At 57.2% G+C, this 17,194-nt stretch carries 14 protein-coding genes; 6 read left to right on the forward strand and 8 right to left on the reverse strand.

The window, feature by feature from the left end:
• Positions 1-3: 3 nt before the first annotated feature.
• A complete protein-coding gene (locus tag RBB82_RS08665; protein ID WP_433974720.1) occupies positions 4-1,017 on the reverse strand; it encodes a hypothetical protein in 1,014 nt (337 codons plus the stop codon).
• A gap of 92 nt (positions 1,018-1,109) precedes the next feature.
• On the opposite strand from RBB82_RS08665, the gene mutM reads away from it, so the two are divergent.
• Complete coding sequence (gene mutM, locus RBB82_RS08670; protein WP_433974721.1) at positions 1,110-1,943, forward strand: bifunctional DNA-formamidopyrimidine glycosylase/DNA-(apurinic or apyrimidinic site) lyase; 834 nt, start codon at positions 1,110-1,112, stop codon at positions 1,941-1,943.
• 32 nt (positions 1,944-1,975) lie between these two features.
• Here mutM and RBB82_RS08675 read toward each other — a convergent pair whose 3' ends face one another.
• Both RBB82_RS08675 and sthA read right to left on the reverse strand, forming a co-directional pair.
• Positions 1,976-2,872 carry an ROK family protein gene (locus tag RBB82_RS08675; protein ID WP_433974722.1) on the reverse strand — a complete coding sequence of 299 codons (897 nt, stop codon included), beginning with the start codon at positions 2,870-2,872 and terminating at the stop codon, positions 1,976-1,978.
• Between the two features lie 36 nt (positions 2,873-2,908).
• Positions 2,909-4,306, reverse strand: coding sequence for a Si-specific NAD(P)(+) transhydrogenase (gene sthA / locus RBB82_RS08680; protein WP_433974723.1), 1,398 nt, complete (start codon positions 4,304-4,306; stop codon positions 2,909-2,911).
• A gap of 165 nt (positions 4,307-4,471) precedes the next feature.
• On the opposite strand from sthA, the gene RBB82_RS08685 reads away from it, so the two are divergent.
• The 3 genes from RBB82_RS08685 to RBB82_RS08695 all read left to right on the forward strand — a co-directional run bounded on the left by RBB82_RS08685 (position 4,472) and on the right by RBB82_RS08695 (position 7,958).
• Positions 4,472-5,116, forward strand: a complete 645-nt coding sequence (locus RBB82_RS08685; protein WP_433974724.1) for a thiamine phosphate synthase — start codon at positions 4,472-4,474, stop codon at positions 5,114-5,116.
• A gap of 97 nt (positions 5,117-5,213) precedes the next feature.
• The gene (locus RBB82_RS08690; RefSeq protein ID WP_433974725.1) at positions 5,214-6,320 is read left to right on the forward strand and encodes a hypothetical protein; all 1,107 of its coding nucleotides are present in this window, start codon (positions 5,214-5,216) and stop codon (positions 6,318-6,320) included.
• Positions 6,321-6,608: 288 nt separating this feature from the next.
• Positions 6,609-7,958, forward strand: coding sequence for an ISNCY family transposase (locus RBB82_RS08695; RefSeq protein ID WP_433975354.1), 1,350 nt, complete (start codon positions 6,609-6,611; stop codon positions 7,956-7,958).
• A gap of 261 nt (positions 7,959-8,219) precedes the next feature.
• Here the strand turns inward: RBB82_RS08695 and RBB82_RS08700 are convergent, their stop codons facing one another.
• The 5 genes from RBB82_RS08700 to RBB82_RS08720 form a co-directional block, all read right to left on the reverse strand.
• Positions 8,220-8,654: a DUF1801 domain-containing protein gene (locus tag RBB82_RS08700; protein WP_433974726.1), complete on the reverse strand. Its 435-nt coding sequence runs from the start codon at positions 8,652-8,654 to the stop codon at positions 8,220-8,222.
• A 629-nt stretch (positions 8,655-9,283) separates the two neighbouring features.
• Positions 9,284-10,288, reverse strand: coding sequence for a phosphate acyltransferase PlsX (plsX, locus tag RBB82_RS08705; protein ID WP_433974727.1), 1,005 nt, complete (start codon positions 10,286-10,288; stop codon positions 9,284-9,286).
• Between the two features lie 33 nt (positions 10,289-10,321).
• Positions 10,322-10,507, reverse strand: a complete 186-nt coding sequence (gene rpmF / locus RBB82_RS08710) for a 50S ribosomal protein L32 (RefSeq protein WP_125485089.1) — start codon at positions 10,505-10,507, stop codon at positions 10,322-10,324.
• 70 nt (positions 10,508-10,577) lie between these two features.
• Entirely contained in the window at positions 10,578-11,177 is a 600-nt protein-coding gene (locus tag RBB82_RS08715; protein WP_433974728.1) for a YceD family protein, read from the reverse strand.
• Between the two features lie 69 nt (positions 11,178-11,246).
• Positions 11,247-12,197 carry a catalase family peroxidase gene (locus tag RBB82_RS08720; RefSeq protein ID WP_433974729.1) on the reverse strand — a complete coding sequence of 317 codons (951 nt, stop codon included), beginning with the start codon at positions 12,195-12,197 and terminating at the stop codon, positions 11,247-11,249.
• Positions 12,198-12,357: 160 nt separating this feature from the next.
• Here RBB82_RS08720 and RBB82_RS08725 point away from each other — a divergent pair, with 160 nt between their 5' ends.
• Together RBB82_RS08725 and RBB82_RS08730 are read left to right on the forward strand one after the other, a co-directional pair.
• Positions 12,358-13,317, forward strand: coding sequence for an oxidoreductase (locus RBB82_RS08725; protein ID WP_433974730.1), 960 nt, complete (start codon positions 12,358-12,360; stop codon positions 13,315-13,317).
• A 435-nt stretch (positions 13,318-13,752) separates the two neighbouring features.
• Positions 13,753-17,175 carry a carboxypeptidase regulatory-like domain-containing protein gene (locus RBB82_RS08730; RefSeq protein ID WP_433974731.1) on the forward strand — a complete coding sequence of 1,141 codons (3,423 nt, stop codon included), beginning with the start codon at positions 13,753-13,755 and terminating at the stop codon, positions 17,173-17,175.
• Positions 17,176-17,194: the final 19 nt, after the last annotated feature.

Consider the following 17,194-nt stretch of genomic DNA (forward strand, 5'->3'; position numbering starts at 1 on the left):
GGCTTACTTCGCCCACGCCAATCCATCCGCCGCGACCCCGGCATCGATCAGGCGCGTCATCTTCCATTGCTCCAGATCGATCTGCGCAACCTGCTTGCTTCTGGTGCAGGAGACAAACGCCGATTTGCCATCTGGACTCACCAGAACCTCAGTCGGGCCATCCGCAACGTCGATCGTCTGCGCAACCTTCATCGTCTTCAGATCAACTACAACTACCTGTTTGCCCGTCCGTTGCGTCACCAACAACCATCGTCCATCCAGCGTCGACGCCGTCCCATACGCAACCGCGGGCAGCGGCACCCACATCTTGATCTTGTTCGTAGCAGTATCGATCACCGCGAGCTGCGGCTTCGTCTGGTCAGCCGTAAAAACCATGCTGTCGTCCCGCGAGATAGAGATACGTTGCGTGTCTTTCGAAATAGGAATAATCGCCAGCGTCTTCCGCCCTTTCATATCCAAAACGGACACCGTTCCTGGCCCCACGTTCGCCGTATACCCTCGCGACCCATCTCGCGACAGCACTAACATATGCGACTGCTCCTGCCCCGTCGGCACACTGCCCACAATCTTCAACGACTTCGGATCGATAATGCTCACCGACTTGTCCAACTCCGTCGTCACATACAACATGCCGCTGTTTCGGTCGTAGATCGCGCAGTGCGGTCGCACGCCATGGCCGAAATCAACTGTGTGCACGATCTTCCTGCTGGCCAGATCGATCACAGAGAGCTTGCTGCCGTCCGTCCCAGCCTTCCCCACACCCGAGTCGCCATAGATCGGCACATACGCCGTCTTCCCATCCGGAGATGCCGCGACTTCGTGACCAGTCACACCGTCAACCGGCACGGTGGCAATCTGCTTGCCCGCAGCAGGGTCGACGAGGCTCAGGTCACGATCCCCCTGGTTGACCACCAACAGCATCGGCTGCACGCTTTTGCTTTGAGCACCCGCAAGACCCGTTGCAACACACACAACTCCGCACATCGCCAGAGAACGCAGAAAGAGAACACTATTCATAAGGCGATAAGTATAGCCGCACTGAATCCGACACCGGCGAAATCTTCCAAACGCCACCATCTCGGCCAATCGACCTATACTTGCAGAAGGTCATGCCCGAACTTCCCGAGGTCGAAACTGTAGCAAACGGTGTCCACGCCCGCACTCACGGCCAGACCATACGCTCCGTATGGACCAGCAACAAGCCCCAGACCTTCAAGTCCTCACCCGACGAGATCATCGAAGTCCTCACAAACAGCCGGATCGACCGCGTACACCGCGTCGGCAAAACTATCGTCGCCGACCTGACTCGCTCCAAAGATCAGGGCAACCAGTCAGCCCAGTTCCTCGTCCACCTCGGAATGACCGGCCGCCTGCTCGTCTCGACACCCGACACTCCAATCCCGCCGCACACTCACGCCATTCTGACTCTAAGCAGCGGAAAGGAGCTCCGCTTCGTCGACGCTCGACGCTTCGGCCGTCTCTCCGTCGTCGCGTCCGCCACACAGGAAGAGAAATACATCGGCCCAGGCGCCGAACCCCTCACCATCTCCCTCGAAGACTTCGTCGCTCTCTTCCGCAACCGCAAGACCCCCATCAAGGCCGCGTTGCTCAACCAGTCCCTTCTCCACGGCGTCGGCAACATCTACGCCGACGAGGCACTCTTCCACGCGGGCATCCGCCCCACTCGCTACGCCGGTCGGCTCACTCGCGCAGAACTCACTCGACTCCGCGCCGCACTCATCAAAGTCTTGTCGGAAGCCATCAAGCTGGGCGGCTCTTCGGTCTCCGACTACGTAGACGCAGACGGCGTCGCTGGCTTCTTCCAGCTCCACCACCACGTCTACTCACGCACTGGCCAGCCCTGCCGCATCTGCGGCACACCCATCAAGCGCGTCGTCGTCGGTGGCCGCAGCACCCACTACTGCACTACTTGCCAGAAGTAGGGCTCGACTCCACGAGCGTTAGAGCCCACCACCTACCGAGTGGCAGCCTGCTCAGCTGAAACTGCGGCTCCGATAACCCGTACTTCCGGGGTATCTTCGACGATCTCCAGGGAATAACCCAGCAACGGGCTCATCTTCACCATCTGCGACAGATAGTCCTTCAGCATCGACATATCAAGAAACCGCGTATTGAAGCCCGCAATAAAGATCTTCCCCGGCCCTGCCATATGAATCGTAGTAGACGACGCTGCCGCCAGCGCCTTGTGCCATAGCCGTTTGAACTCCAGGCAGCGGGCGTCGCCCTGTTTTGCCGCTTCAAAGACCTCTTCCGGTTCCATATCGAGAAACCGCAGCCGCATCGCACGATGGCCCATGATCCCTTCCATGTGCCCACGCCCGCCGCAGCCGCAATAGCGCTCCTTCTCATCGAGCGTCACAACAGAGTGGCCACCCTCCCACACGCCGGGAGCGAACGGGTACCTTCCATAGCCAATTCCCACGCCCAGCGTCCACACACGAATCATGCTGTCCAGCTTGCCATGCAGCGAGGCCAGGCCCGCAGCCATGCCGTCCGCATCGTTCACCGCCGTAACGCTCACGTCAAGCCCGTGATTGCGCAACTGTCCGACAAGCAGCTCCTGGATCTTCGCGCCCTTCAACTGCGGCAGGTTCGGGGCCTCTGCGACCACGCCGTCTTTTACCAGCCCGGGCAGAGCCACGCCAACCGCCGTAAAATCCTTCGCACCATCGGCTGCGAGGAGCACCTGATTTGTGATCGTCTCCACCAGCGCTTCGGTATGCTGCTCCACCAGTGCGTCTTCGTCGTCGTGATCTTCAGGAAAGCGTCGCACCGGCCCGACGAGCTTGTGGTCTACCACCAACCCGGCCGAGATCCGTTCCGACAAAATAACCCCAATTGTCTTTGCCATTACCCTGTCCGCCTCATCCTGGCTGCCGCATTTTTACTATTCAAACTTGCTCACGCGGTTCAACCCGTTGAAAGCCGCAACTTTATAACATTCCGCGAGAGTTGGGTAGTTGAATACCGTATCGACGAAATAATCCAGCTTTCCGCCCAGTGCCATCACCGCCTGCCCGATGTGCAACAGCTCACTCGCGCCCTCGCCGATAATGTGCACCCCGAGAATCGCATGTGTGGTCCGGTGGAAGATTAGTTTCAACCGGCCCGTCGTATCGCCGCGAATCTGTCCCCTTGCAATCTCGCGATAGTAGGCCACGCCAACCTCGTACGGCACGTCCTCTTCGGTCAACTGCTCCTCCGTCTTCCCAATAAAGCTAATCTCTGGGATCGTATAAATCCCATACGGATACAGCCCCGGGTTCGACAGCACATTCTCGTCGCCAAACGCCCTTGCCGAGGCCACCCGGCCCTGCTCCATCGACACCGACGCCAGTGACGGAAACCCAATCACGTCACCCACGGCAAAGATATGCGGCACCTTGGTCCTGAAATCTTTATCCACCGGAATACGTCCACGCGAGTCCGACTCGATCCCCACAGCCCCCAAATTCAGTTCATCCACATTACCCTGCCGCCCAACCGCATACAGCAGCGCATCGCCCTGAACCTTCTTCTTACTCTCCAGATTCGCCACAACGGTGCCGTCCGGCATCTCTTCAACCGACTCCACCTCTTCATTCAGCCGCATCGTCACCCGCGTGTCTCGCAGATGGTAGCTCAGAGCCTCGATGATCTCCTGATCCGCGAACTCCAGCAGCCTCGGCCTGCGCTCGATCAGCGTCACCCGCACTCCCAGAGCCGCGAACATACAGGTGTACTCCACGCCAATCACGCCGCCGCCGACGATAATCATCGTCTTCGGCAGATTCACCAACTCCAGCACCAGGTCGCTGTTGATGATGCTTCGGCCATTAATCGGCACCTTCGGCGACGCCGCCGGCTTGGTCCCCGTCCCGATCAGGATGTTCTTTGCCTCATACACACTCGACCCACGAGAGTTGGTCACCTTCACATGCGTCTCGTCTTCAAAGCTCGCAACACCCACCAGCATCTCGATGTTGTTTCGCGAAAGCTGCGCCTCGGTCACGTCAATCTCGGTCTTGATCACATGCTGAACCCGGAACGCCAGATCAGCCATCGTGATCCGTTCCTTCACCCGGTAGTTCATCCCATAGATGGACTTGTAGTTGTAGCCCGAGAGGTGCAGCACTGCCTCGCGCATCGTCTTCGAAGGGATGGTCCCGGTGCTGATGCAGGCGCCCCCAACTACCTCGCGCATCTCTACCAGCGCGACTTTTTTGCCTAATTTGGACGCATAAATTGCTGCTCGTTGCCCGGCTGGGCCAGACCCGATGACAATCAAATCATAAACACTACTCATAGTGGCACTTACTCATGGACATTGACTCCAACGCCGTGGCTGGTTCTGTCCCGTTATCGGCCCCTCGAGTGGCGATCGTGAGGGGCCAGTTTGTTGACTGTGTGCGCGTTCGCCTTACTGCCTTGAAACTACCACACCAACATCACAGACTCCACTTAGAGGGCCTTGGCACCATACACTGATTTGACCATGATTCGCTACGCCATCACCAGCCGCGCTTTCCACCCTGGCACCGAACAGGAAAAACAAGCGGCCCTCCTCGCCGAAGCCTCCCGCTGGATCGTCGAAGGCATCGACTTCATCCAGCTTCGGGAAAAAGACCTTCCCGCCGCCGAACAGGTGCACCTGGCCCGTAAAATAACGGAAGCAATAGCGTTATCTTCCAACCCCACGAAACTCCTGATCAACTCCCGGCCCGATATCGCCCTTGCAACAGGCGCTCACGGCGTCCACCTCACCAGCAGCCCAGGCGAACTCAGACCCGCCCACGTCCGCACCCTGTATGCTGACGCCGACCACGAACCGCCCCTCATCACAATCTCCTGCCACACCCTTGCGGAGGTACAGCTCGCCTCTCAAAACAAGGTCCACGCCATCCTCTTCTCCCCGGTCTTCGAAAAACCGCTGCTCGATTCATCCCCGCTCCCCGGCCAGGGTCTAGGCCAGCTCAAGGCTGCGTGTTCCTTCGCCTCTCCCACCCCGGTCTACGCTTTGGGCGGAGTCACCCTCCAGAATGCTTCATCCTGCCTCGCCGTCGGAGCCGCAGGCATCGCTGGAATTCGTCTCTTTCAGTCCGTTACGGCAAAGTAGCGACAGACAGTCGCTTTTTGCGTTCCAGCCCATTCGCGGTAGTATGGCATCCTCTCGCTGAGCTCGATCATCCTGCAGAATCAGAAAGGTGTCGGCCATGACACAGCCTGATCCCCACGGGCACCTGTGCGACACCCCGCCCGAACACCGCGCCGCCCCAGTCTACTTCGCCTGCCTCATCAACGATGCCGAACGCCTGATGCAGTACGCCGCCGAAATCGGCCTCGACGTCTCCAACGAAACTCGACACGCTATCCTTTCCGCTCGCGCCATCTACCCCGCGGAGTGGACCGAGGACGCAGCCGCAAACCTGCTCGCTGCCGTCACAACCCTCGCCAACCGCCTCAAGCCTGTTACCGCAGAAAGTCTCAAGGCCTACCACGACGACACCCGCCCGACCGTCCGCTCTTACCTGCGAATCGCAATCGTCCTGGCCTGCATTATCATCCCGGTCTCCGTGGCATCTTTCGTCACCTCAGCCCTCTCCGTCGCCGTCAACGCCGATATCACCAAAGCGAATGCCCTCGCCGTCAAACTGCGGGCGCAACTGGGTCCCCCACAAGGCCCAGGCGAAGCCCTGGCACCACTTCCGAAAGGAATCAGCGAAGCCGATCTGATCTCCGACCTGCAGGACTACGCTTCCACCGTCAGAATCCTCAATGCCCGCGCCCGCAAGCTGAACTACTTCATCATCCCATTCCACCGGATACCATCAGAAGACACAGGCACCCCGGAACAACGAAAACAACGCTTCGAACTCCCCATCGGCATACCCGACCCGATCGCCGCCCGCGACAACATCACCAACACCTATCAGGATGTGCGCTACTTCGCCCAGTCCATCCTCACCGACATCGCTGTCTTCTATGGAGCGATCACCAGTTGCATCTTGCCAGTGCTCTACGCTCTGCTGGGCACCTGCGCCTATCTCCTGCGCAGCTTCGAAGACCAGATGGGCAGCCGAACCTTCACCCCGTCCGCCGCCAACTCCGCCCGTTTCCTCATCGCAGCAATCGGCGGAGCCATCATCGGGCTCTTCAACAACTTCACCGTTAGCCCGGATGCTTCGATCCCGCCCCTGGCCCTGGCCTTTCTAGTGGGCTACGCGGTCGATGTCTTCTTCGCTTTCCTGGAAGGTCTCCTCAAAGCCTTCACCAGAAACGCAAGCGCGTCGAACCCGCCCCCAAAGGTGGGGCCAGCCTAACCGCTGAAGCCACCACTGCTGTTCGCCCGTCTTTTTTGGTTGTCATCCCCGAAGGGGATCTGCTGTCGCCGTTGATCCCGCCGTTCCTTCCCGTCGCCATACGAACAAATGACCTTTAGCCGACCCACCTGTCCCAGATGCCCGTTTCTCAGACAATGGATCGCCAACTTACTTCCGATAAGCCGACATCTCGGTACCAATCCTGTAGGAGCAAAGCAATAATGTCGTAGCTCTGCAAAGCCAAAGTGTCGCCGGGTGATCCTTGGAACAAGGATCGTGAGGCGAAGATTGGGCTGGCTACAGATGAGCAAGCAGGAGTTACGACGGGTTGAGGTTTTGACCGAGGTACTTGCTGGCCGGCGGACGACGGAGTCGGCGGCGGGTGTGCTGGGTGTGAGCTTGAGGCAGGCGCAGCGGCTGGCGGCCAGGTATCGAGCTGGTGGTGGTGGAGCGATGATCCATCGGTCTCGGGGTCGGCCCGCGTCCAACCGCTTAGGTCCAGGCGTTCAGGAGTACGTGCTCGGGCTGGTCCGGCAGAACTTCCGCGACTTTGGTCCAACGCTTGCTGCCGAGGCCTTACTCGAGAGGCATGGGGTTACGATCTCGCGTGAGACGCTGCGCAAGTGGATGGTCGCCGAAGGTCTATGGCTGTCGCGCAAGCAGCGCCGAAGCTTTCACCAGCCGCGGCTGAGACGTGAGTCCTATGGCGAGTTGATCCAGATCGACGGCAGCGATCACCGCTGGTTCGAGGACCGCGGCGAGCCCTGCACCCTGCTGGTATTCATCGACGATGCCACGAGCAAGCTGATGCAACTGCGCTTCGTGCCCAGCGAGAGCACGGACTCCTACTTTCAGGCGCTGCAGGGCTACCTCGAAGCCCATGGCTGTCCGGTAGCCTTCTACTCTGACAAACACACCGTCTTCCGCGTCAACAAGCCGGATGCCAGCGGAGGCTCAGGCATGACCCAGTTCGGTCGTGCTTTGGCCGAACTCAACATCGAGATCCTGTGCGCGAACTCCAGTCAGGCCAAGGGACGGGTCGAGCGAGTCAATCGCACTCTCCAGGACCGCCTGGTCAAGGAGCTGCGACTAGCTGGCATCTGCGATATGGCAGCTGGCAACGTCTTCCTGCCGGCGTTCCTGGAGCACTTCAACGAGCGCTTCGCCGTGCCTGCTCAGAAGCCAGAGAACCTGCACCGCTCACTCCATGTCAAGGCAAGTCAACTCACCGATATCCTCTGCCACCGCGAGCAACGTCATGTCGGCCAGCAACTCACTCTTGCCTATGATCGCAAGCAGATCATTCTGGAGCGGAGTGAACTATCGGAGAAGCTGGCCGGTCAGTACGTCGAGATCTTTGACTTCTCCAACAGGCCTTTAGAGGTGCGATGGAAAGGGTACTCGCTTCCCTACCGCGTCTTCAGCAAGGATCAGCGGGTAAGCCATACCGCCGTCGTCGAAAACAAACGCCTTGGCCATGCCCTCGCTGTGGTCAAGGCGCAGCAGGATGTGAAGCATCAACCGAAGATAAAGACCAACAGCGAGAAGCTTGGATATCAGAAGCGAGGCCGACAGCTTTACGGACCCGATTACAAAGCAAAAATCGTGGCGCCCCCCGCGGTGGAAATGACGGTCTGATGGAAAGCATGGAACGATGAAACTGTCCCACGCTTCCCACAGCCCTTGGAAATCGATAGAGTACATCGATTCCCACATTACGCACCGCACGACGACTACGACGCGTTATGATGACAGAACCGCTTTGCAGAAGCAGCGACGTTATCGCTTTGCAGCAACAAATCCGAACCTCGACGTTGACGAGTCTGTGATGCCGGCCCCGGACTGAGAACGGTAGAGTACATCTATTGCCAGTATGGCAGTGCGTTGAGCGAAGTTGAATCAATGTTGAATGCTTGTCTGCGCAATCCCATACTGTATCGCTGTTTTGAGAACATCGACTTTTATGTCTGCTAACGTTTTGAATTTGATGCAGTACCCTGTCACGCTTGCTTTGCCGAGATCCCGCCCAAATGTCTCGCCCAGATACTTCTTGTCCTCTACTCCCATAATGTAGACGGAAATGCCGGTTGTATTAGCGCTGACACCGATTTGATAGAACTCCCTGGTTTTCCCATTGGCGTATTCAATAGTTTGGGATCCATATCCAATGTTTGGGTTGGAAACGATTTTTCCCTTCTCGTCTTTCCCATCTAAGAACCACAACTTACAAGCTGGCATCAACGCCAAAATCATGCCATGTAGCTCTTGCATTTCGCTACGTTTTGGCTCCGGTTGAGCAGCAATGTACTCCTTGAGTTGTTTCTGCACCGTCATGTTGATCTCCTTGGCCCTAGCGGTAGTCCAGTGCTCCGGGAAGACAGTATTGGATCGGCCTGATAAGCAGTGTCAAGCGATGAAAATGATAGCGGGGCTTGCCGTCAATACGAAATTCTGCCTGAAGTGTCCAGGCCAAAGCGCACGTTGACCCACCATTGGCGGCGACGCGGATTAGTCCCGATAAACGCCGATCTCGTCACTTGTCCGACAAAGTCGGCATATCGGACGAGTTGCGTTGTGCGGGGCGACCCTGGGATGGCATCTTTCTGAAACGCCGGTCAGAAAATGGTTCAGGCAATCGCCGTCTCCTCCAAATTCATGTCAAGCCCCTCTGCACGAAAACCCGCGCCAATCCTGAACAATCGCGTGGCGTATCAGTTACCCCCAACCCGATATACTTAATACATAGAACTTAGAAGGCCCCGGGCATCTCAGACCGGGGCCTTCTTCTTTGGGGAAGGAAGAATAGCCGTAACTCGTTTGTTAAGACGATTTTGGGCGCAACTGCTTTATTATGACTATTTTACAAGGAGCGTATCTCGTTAAACCTCTCATAATAAAAGACTTATAACCGGGTATGAGGGGGGGGGAGGGGGGTAGATCAATTGACAAGTAGAAGAGCAAATCTAGGAAGGCCGCAGCGCCGCTTCAATGCCCGAATTGACTTCGGCCTGCGCAAACTCAGCCGCCACCCGCACGCCATTCATAATCGCCTTCTCATTCGACGACCCATGCCCCACGATGCACACCCCTCGCACACCCAACAGCACCGCACCGCCGTACTCCGAGTAATCCAGCCTCTTCTTGAACTCCGCAAAAGCCCTGCGCGACAGCAGCGCACCAACCTGGGAGGTCACAGTCGACTTCAACGACTCGCGCAGCGACGCACTCAACAACTGTGCCGTACCCTCAATCGACTTCAACGCCACATTCCCCACAAAGCCGTCGCACACCGCCACATCGCAGTGCCCATTGAACAGATCCCGGCCTTCAACATTGCCCTTGAAATTAATATCCTTCGTTGCACGCAGCAGAGGCAGCGTATCGCGAGTCAGCGCATTGCCCTTCGAATCCTCCTCTCCAATGGAGAGAAGCCCGACGCGCGGATTATTAATCCTCAGAATATTCTTGGCATACATGTGGCCCATCACGGCAAACTGGACCAGGTTATCCGGGTCGCAATCCACGTTGGCGCCCACATCCAGCAGCAGCGACGGAACCCGGTGAACGGTCGGCAGAATCTGCGCCAATGCCGGCCGATCCACTCCCGAAAGCATCCCCAGAACCATCTTCGCAGTGGCCATCGCAGCGCCGGTATTGCCAGCCGTGAAGAAACCAGCAGCCCGGCCCTCGCGGACCATCTTGAGCCCCACCCGCATCGTGGAATCGCGCTTGGACCGCACCGCCTGCGCGGCCTTATCGTCCATCGTGATCCACTCGCTCGCCGGCACAATGAACACCGGAAGCCGTTGTCCACGCAACGCCTGCCTCAAAATGGGACGCAGCTTATCCTCGGGGCCAACCAGGTGCACCCGCACGTCATACTGGCGTGCAGCAAGTACAGCCCCGCGAACCTCAGGTTCGGGGGCCTTGTCGGAACCCATTGCGTCTACAACGATGTCAGTCGGCATCAGCAGGGAAGAGCAGGGTTTGAGGGAGAATTCTTAGCTGGCTTCTTTGGTCACGAGAACGTCGCGGCCCTTATACGTACCGCACTTGCGGCAGGCACGATGGGGAAGCTTGCGCTCGTGGCAGTTGGGGCACTCAGAGAGGCCGGTGGGGGTCAAAAAGTCGTGGCTGCGGCGCTTGGCAGTCCGTTGCTTGGAGTGGCGCCGTTTTGGATTAGGCATTGCAGTATCCCTTTCAATCTTCCGCGGCAATCACGTAAGAAGAACGCGGTCGACGAGGCAAAAACTTTGATTAGTGCTTCAACTCGAGCTTGTCCGCCAGACCCGCAAGCGCATTCCAACGCGGATCAGCCGGAGCCTCGTCGCAGGAACATTTCGCTTGATTCAGATTCTGACCACAGCGCGGGCAAAGCCCCTTGCAGTCCGCCGTACAGAGGGTGCGACTCGGCAGGGAGAGTAACACCTGCTCACGCACCACATCCTCAAGCGAAAGACCGCTCTCTTGATAATACCCGATTTCGGTCTCGTCCGCAGTAATAGAACGCTCTCCCGCGTCCGCATCGGCAGCCTCGGGCCGAAAAATGAGGTCAAACTCACCCGAAAGCGGCACCGCCACCGGATCTACGCACCGCGCACACAGAATCTCGAAGTCCGCGCTGTAGTTCGCCCGCAACCGGATATCGTTCACATGCGCACTCGCGCTGCGGTGCTCGATCAGCAGATCGGCCACGCCACTTACCGGCAGCGGACCCACCTGTTTGATGTCGGACGCATACTCCAACGCACCTGCAGGGATGACTTCACTAAATTCAAGCGGTTCGTCTACGAGTTGGAGCGGGGTAATCAGCACACTATTAAGGTTAGCAGGTTCCTGCAGCAGATCAAGTCGCACTGAAACGACGCGGCTTCGCAGTCTCCCAACCTGAAAAGCCGCGCCGTTAATCACACCCCTGCAGCAGCCTTATTTCTCTGGAGCAGCCCTTCGACGCCGCCCACTCAGCAGATAAATCGCAGCACGCAACTCCAGCAGCGGGTCATCCGACGGTTCAATCCCCTCAACACGCGGAATCGGATCAAAGATAATCTGCTTCTGCTCGTGCGCATCATCGGCTACCGGCGCAATCAACGAGATCGTCCCCAACTCCAGCAGCTTCCGATCCTCCGGCCAGTGAATCGTAGCGTCATCCACCACATCGCCCTCGTCCGCCACCTGAACGAGAACCCTGTACTTAACCGGCCCCTTGGCGATCCGCTCCGCAATCTCATCAAAGAGATAGTTTGCACTCTTGGCAGCAGCGGCAGCATCATCCAGATGCTCCACGCCTGCCTCCGGCACAATCCGGTAACGCCCAAACCGGCTGACTCCATCTTTGTTCGTAAACTTCATCGCCGTCACACCGAAATAGGCTTCGCGCGCAAAGCTCGACGGTGCAGGCTTCGGCGCCTGGACAAACGCCAGAGCCTTCGGGTGCGAGCCAAGAAACGCCTCCAGCGGCGAACCCTTCAGATTCGCCGGATCACTCGTCGCCAACGCCTTCAGAAACTCCAAAAACTCCTGCCCGGTGTGTGTCGGAAACCCATCCGTTGAGTGGCTGACTATATCGGTATGCACATGCTCGGCAAGGTTGAAACGTACAGCAAATCCGCGTGGATTCGCATTCGGGTCGTTATCGGGTATCAGCGGAACTCCCGTTGAATTTGAAAACCGCACCGTCACCGGCGTCGACGCTCTAACAATATGTGGAGCCTTCGACAACGAAGCAGCAGCGGCCGTGGGAATAAACGTACCAGTCAGCATCGTGCCCTTCGCGTGAGCGGGCCGAAAACCCGGATTCAGTCCAAAGATTGCATCAAACTGCTGCAACAGCTCCTGGCTCAACGCGATTAGTCGTTCATCCGTAGGAAGCGGCATCGTTATCTCCTTTTCGCACTCTCTGCTCTCTGACATTCAAAAGAACAAAAATACTCGTTCAACCGTATAAATTCATTTTTAGCAGACAGTGCGAAGCCGTCCCCGCTCCGAACCGGAAATACTTCGCATCTTAATCCGCCCCCTCCCTCGTCCAATAGCGATGAGCAGAAAGTGGCAAGCATCCGACATTCCCTCGCTGACCGACAAACGTGTCCTCATAACCGGCGCGAACAGCGGCATCGGCTACCACACCGCATTGAAGCTGGCCCGCAAGGGAGCCCATATTCTGCTCGCATGCCGAAACCGCCAACGTGGCGAAGCCGCCCTCGCGCGCCTCCACTCGGATTCACCAGGCATCCAGGCAGAACTCATCTTGCTCGACCTCGCCTCGCGCGAATCCATACACAACGCGGCTGCAACAGTACTCGCACAACATCAGCCATTGCATCTATTGATCAACAACGCCGCCGTCTTTGCCCCGCCCACCCGCCAGGAGACCTCTGACGGCTTCGAACTTCAATTCGGCACAAACGTCCTCGGCCATTTCGCACTGACCGCGTTGCTCTTCCCCGCCCTCCAGCAAGCCGCCAACGAATCCGCCGAGTCCGCCGTCAGGCCTCGCGTCGTCACGATCGCCTCCATCGCCCACAAACGAGCTCAAATCAACTTCGGCGACCTCCACGCCTCACAAAGCTACTCGCCCATGCGCGCCTACCAGCAGTCCAAGCTCGCCAATCTCCTCTTCACCTTCGAGCTCGATCGCCGGCTACGTGCAACCAACTCGCCCATCATGAGCGTCGCGGCCCATCCCGGCGTCGCCCACACAAATCTCTTCCAATCGGGCAACTACTCGCCGTTCGAGAAGACCGCCCGCAGCCTCTTCGGCCACGTCATCGGTATCGTCCTCAACTCAGACTCCGAAGGCGCCCTGCCAACGCTCTATGCCGCAACCGCAGCCGACGCAAAAGACGGCGGCTACTATGGCCCACAAGGCTTCCAGGAGATGCGCGGCCACGAGGTTGGCCCCGCCGTCATCGCGCCCCAGGCGGTAGATGTCGCCGCAGCCGCCCGTCTCTGGCAGGTCAGTGAAGAACAAACCGGCCTTAAATTCCCAGCTTGATCACAAAAGAGGTCGACCATCTCAAGGTCACCCTTCTCTGGCTGAAAAATTGCCGAGGCTCTCATCACCCCGAATTAGCCATTTGGCGGGCTCATCCCTCCCACAATCATGATTTTTAGGTGCGATATCTAGCTTCAGAATCAATAGGGTGAGTCGGCGATGCCAAGACAAGGCAATTTGTCCCATCAATAATGCTTGACACTAAAGGTCCAACCACTATACCGTTTCGACCCGATAGGTGAGACCACGGTTTTCGTCCGCCAAATTCGATCGGCTTCGCAAACCAGCAGAGAAGTCGCGACGCATCAGTAAGTCCTTTCAGCGACGTTGCGATCAGTTTCAGCACCTTTGGGACCGGTCGCTGGAAAGCATACGCCGCCATGGATGACGAGCATGCCGATCGGTAGCTAGACCACTACTTTTGGAGGCAGTTTGATGAACGCACTTACTACGAAATACACATGGATTGCGAGCTTTCGATGCGCAATCTTAGTCTGCATCGCCGCATGTTTGCTGGTTGCCCAGGGCAAAGCCCAGACTGCAGGAACAGGCAGTATTCAAGGTGCGGTGACAGACTCGACCGGTGCCGTCATCCCAGGCTCGAATGTCACGGCAACCAATGTGGCGACTCAAGTCAAGCACACCACCGTCACCGGTTCAAACGGCTCGTATAGCTTTCCAAATCTTGACATTGGAACGTACACTGTCGGTGTCACAGCCCAGGGATTCGAGCATTATGAGCAAACAAATATCGTTCTGGAAGTCGGCAGCAGCATCGCCATCAATATAGGCATGACCGTCGGAGCATCAGACCAAAGGGTCGAAGTTCAGGCAAGTGGTCTGGCCTTACAGACAGAAGACAGCTCGTTCAAACAGACGATCGATCAGAAAACCATCACCGAATTACCCCTCAACGGGCGCCAGGTAACCTCGCTGATCACCCTCTCCGGCGGCTCCGTCAACGCGAACGAAAACAACGACCAACAAGGGAGCAAGACCTTTTTTAGCTCCGCGGTCATCTCAGTTGGCGGCGGACAAGGCAATGCCACTGACTATCGACTCGACGGTGGCGACCACAACGACTACATGACGAACGTAAATCTGCCCTTTCCATTCCCCGACGCCGTGGCGCAGTTCAGCGTTGAAACCACCGCCCTCGGCGCTCAGAGCGGCCTTCACCCCGGTGGTCTCGTCAACGTAGTAACCCGATCCGGATCAAACGACTGGCACGGAACAGCCTTTGAATTCATCCGCAACAACTTCATCGATGCCACCAACTTCTTCTCAACTGCCAAGGACACGCTGCATCAGAACCAGTTCGGTGGCACCTTTGGCGGAAGAGTGATCAAGGACAAGTTATTTTTCTTCGCCGGCTATCAGCGTCTCAAAGCAGATCAGAGTCAGGCGCTCACGACAGCATACGTCCCTACCGCTGCAAATCTGTTAGGTGATTTTTCGGCCACAGATAGCGCTGCGTGTCAGTCGAATGGCAAGGCTATCCAACTGGTCAACCCAAAAACCGGCGCGATCCTACCCAATAACCAGATCGACCCCAGCAGCTTTAGTGCGGGCGCACTCGCTCTGCAGAAGCTTCTCCCTGCTGCAACAAACAACTGCGGTCTCGTAACCTTCGCAATTCCGAATCTGGTCGAAGAAAATCAGTTCATCACTCGTGTCGATGCAACGATCAACTCGAAGAACAGTCTGTATGGTCGCTATTTTCTGGATGGTTATCAGAGCCCCGCTTACTATCAGCCGACGAATCTATTGATCACAAGCCAGCCGGGAAACTACGAGCGCGCGCAAGCTCTCACGATCGGCGAGACATACATCATCAACTCGCAGATGGTGAACTCGTTTCATGCGACGGGCACAAGACGGCGCGATGATCGCGGCCCCGCTGCAACGGGCGTCAATGCCTCGACGATTGGATTGGACATGTACGTTCCTATCGCTGTAGGTCTACAGGTTACAGCGACCAACAAGTGGAGTTCATACTGCGGCACCTGCGCTGTCGCTCACTTCAACGACAACACCTTCTCTTTTGCGGACGATGTGAACTGGGTTCGCGGCAAGCACCAGATTGCATTCGGTGGAGAGTATGTCAAATCACAACTCAACATCTCCAACGTGTATGAGTCGAATGGAACCTTTACCTTCTCCGGCGTCTACGGTCAAAAAGGACCTGCCGGCACAAGCGCCGGCACCGGCGCCGACGCGAATCTGGACTTCCTAACCGGATCGATGAGTGCCTTCCAGCAGAGCAAAGCACAACAGAATGCTCTGCGGGCACCCATACCAAGTCTCTATATTCAGGACACCTTCCACCCAACTAAGACACTTGTACTCTCTGCCGGTGTGCGTTGGGATCCCCTTTACTTCCCCACCGATTACTTCGGTCGCGGATCGATCTTCAACATGAGCGATTTTGAGAGCAATACCTTCAGCACCGTATTCCCGAATGCGCCTGCCGGCAGCCTCTTCTATGGCGATACCGGCGTTCCGAAGGCATTTACGAAGAACTCTCCATGGCAGTTTTCTCCACGCGTAGGCGCGACGCTCGATCCCTTTGGTACCGGCAAGACTGTCTTCCGTGTCGGTGCAGCATTGGTCTACGACGAGCCGAACTTCTTTACCGGACAGCGCACAAATCAGAACCCACCCTTCGCCCAGACCATTTCGAACAATCCTGTGAACGCTCCGCTGAACTTCGACAGCCCATGGTCCAACGGGACACAAACCTCAAACCCATTCCCTCAGCCATTCAAACCAACCGCCGCTACAGTCTTCCCCAGTGGTGGACAGTACATCGTGCTGACGTCACAGTTCCACGCTCCCTACACGATGCAATGGACTGCCAGCGTTCAACAGGAATTCGGCCGCGGTTGGGAGTTCCAGATCGACTACATCGGCAACCGGACTGACTTCAACCCGTATGGCTACCCAATCGATCCCGCAACCTACCTACCGGGACAGTGCGCAAAGGGTCCATGCTCGACAATTGGCAATACGGCCTCACGCTACTCACTTACCCTCGCTAACCCCACGCAGGGACCGAAGTATCTCGGCGGTGGTGCCGGATCTATCTTGATCAAACCAGGCGCCAACGCGAGCTACAACGGGATGATCACAACCATTCAACATCGTGTGTCGTCCAACTTCGTCTTCCTGGCGAATTACACCTGGTCGCACTGCATCGACATCTCGGACAACTCAGCCGACGTCGCAGGAACGTCCGTTCAGAATCCGTTCAACATCAGAGGTGATCGAGCCAGCTGCGGATTCGACTACCGAGCCGTCTTCAATACAACCGTCGTAGCGTCGAGCCACTTCTCACTGACCGGATGGAAAGCATACGCCTTCAATAACTGGCAGATCGCTCCACTCATCCACATCACAGATGGAACTCCATTCAACGTGACATCCGGTGTGGACAATTCGCTGACTGCCGTGAACAACGACCGTCCAAACCTCGTCAACCCGATCGGAGTCTACACTCACGCAAAGATCAGGAGCGGTCGCTCAACGAACGCGCAGTTCATCAACCTCTCCGCCTTCACCGCAAATCCAACCGGCACCTTTGGAAACTCCGGACGCAACGCCTATCGTGGTCCTGAGTTCCTTCAGGTCGACAGCGCAATAAGCCGTGTCTTCCCTCTCCACGATCGCCTCGCGTTGAATCTCCGATTCGAAGGTTTCAACGTTCTGAATCACCCCAACTTTGCCGCTCCTGGCAGCACGGCAGGCTATGCAGGATCGTCCACTTCCATCGTCTCCTCCACCTTCGGGCAGGTCACGTCAACGGTCAACGGCTACGGAGCCAGAATCTTCCAGGGAGCCGTAAAGTTGACCTTCTAAAGACTCGCCCAGGCGAAGA

Origin of the sequence: Tunturiibacter lichenicola (assembly GCF_051013355.1) — a bacterium.
GTDB classification, from domain to species: domain Bacteria; phylum Acidobacteriota; class Terriglobia; order Terriglobales; family Acidobacteriaceae; genus Edaphobacter; species Edaphobacter lichenicola_F.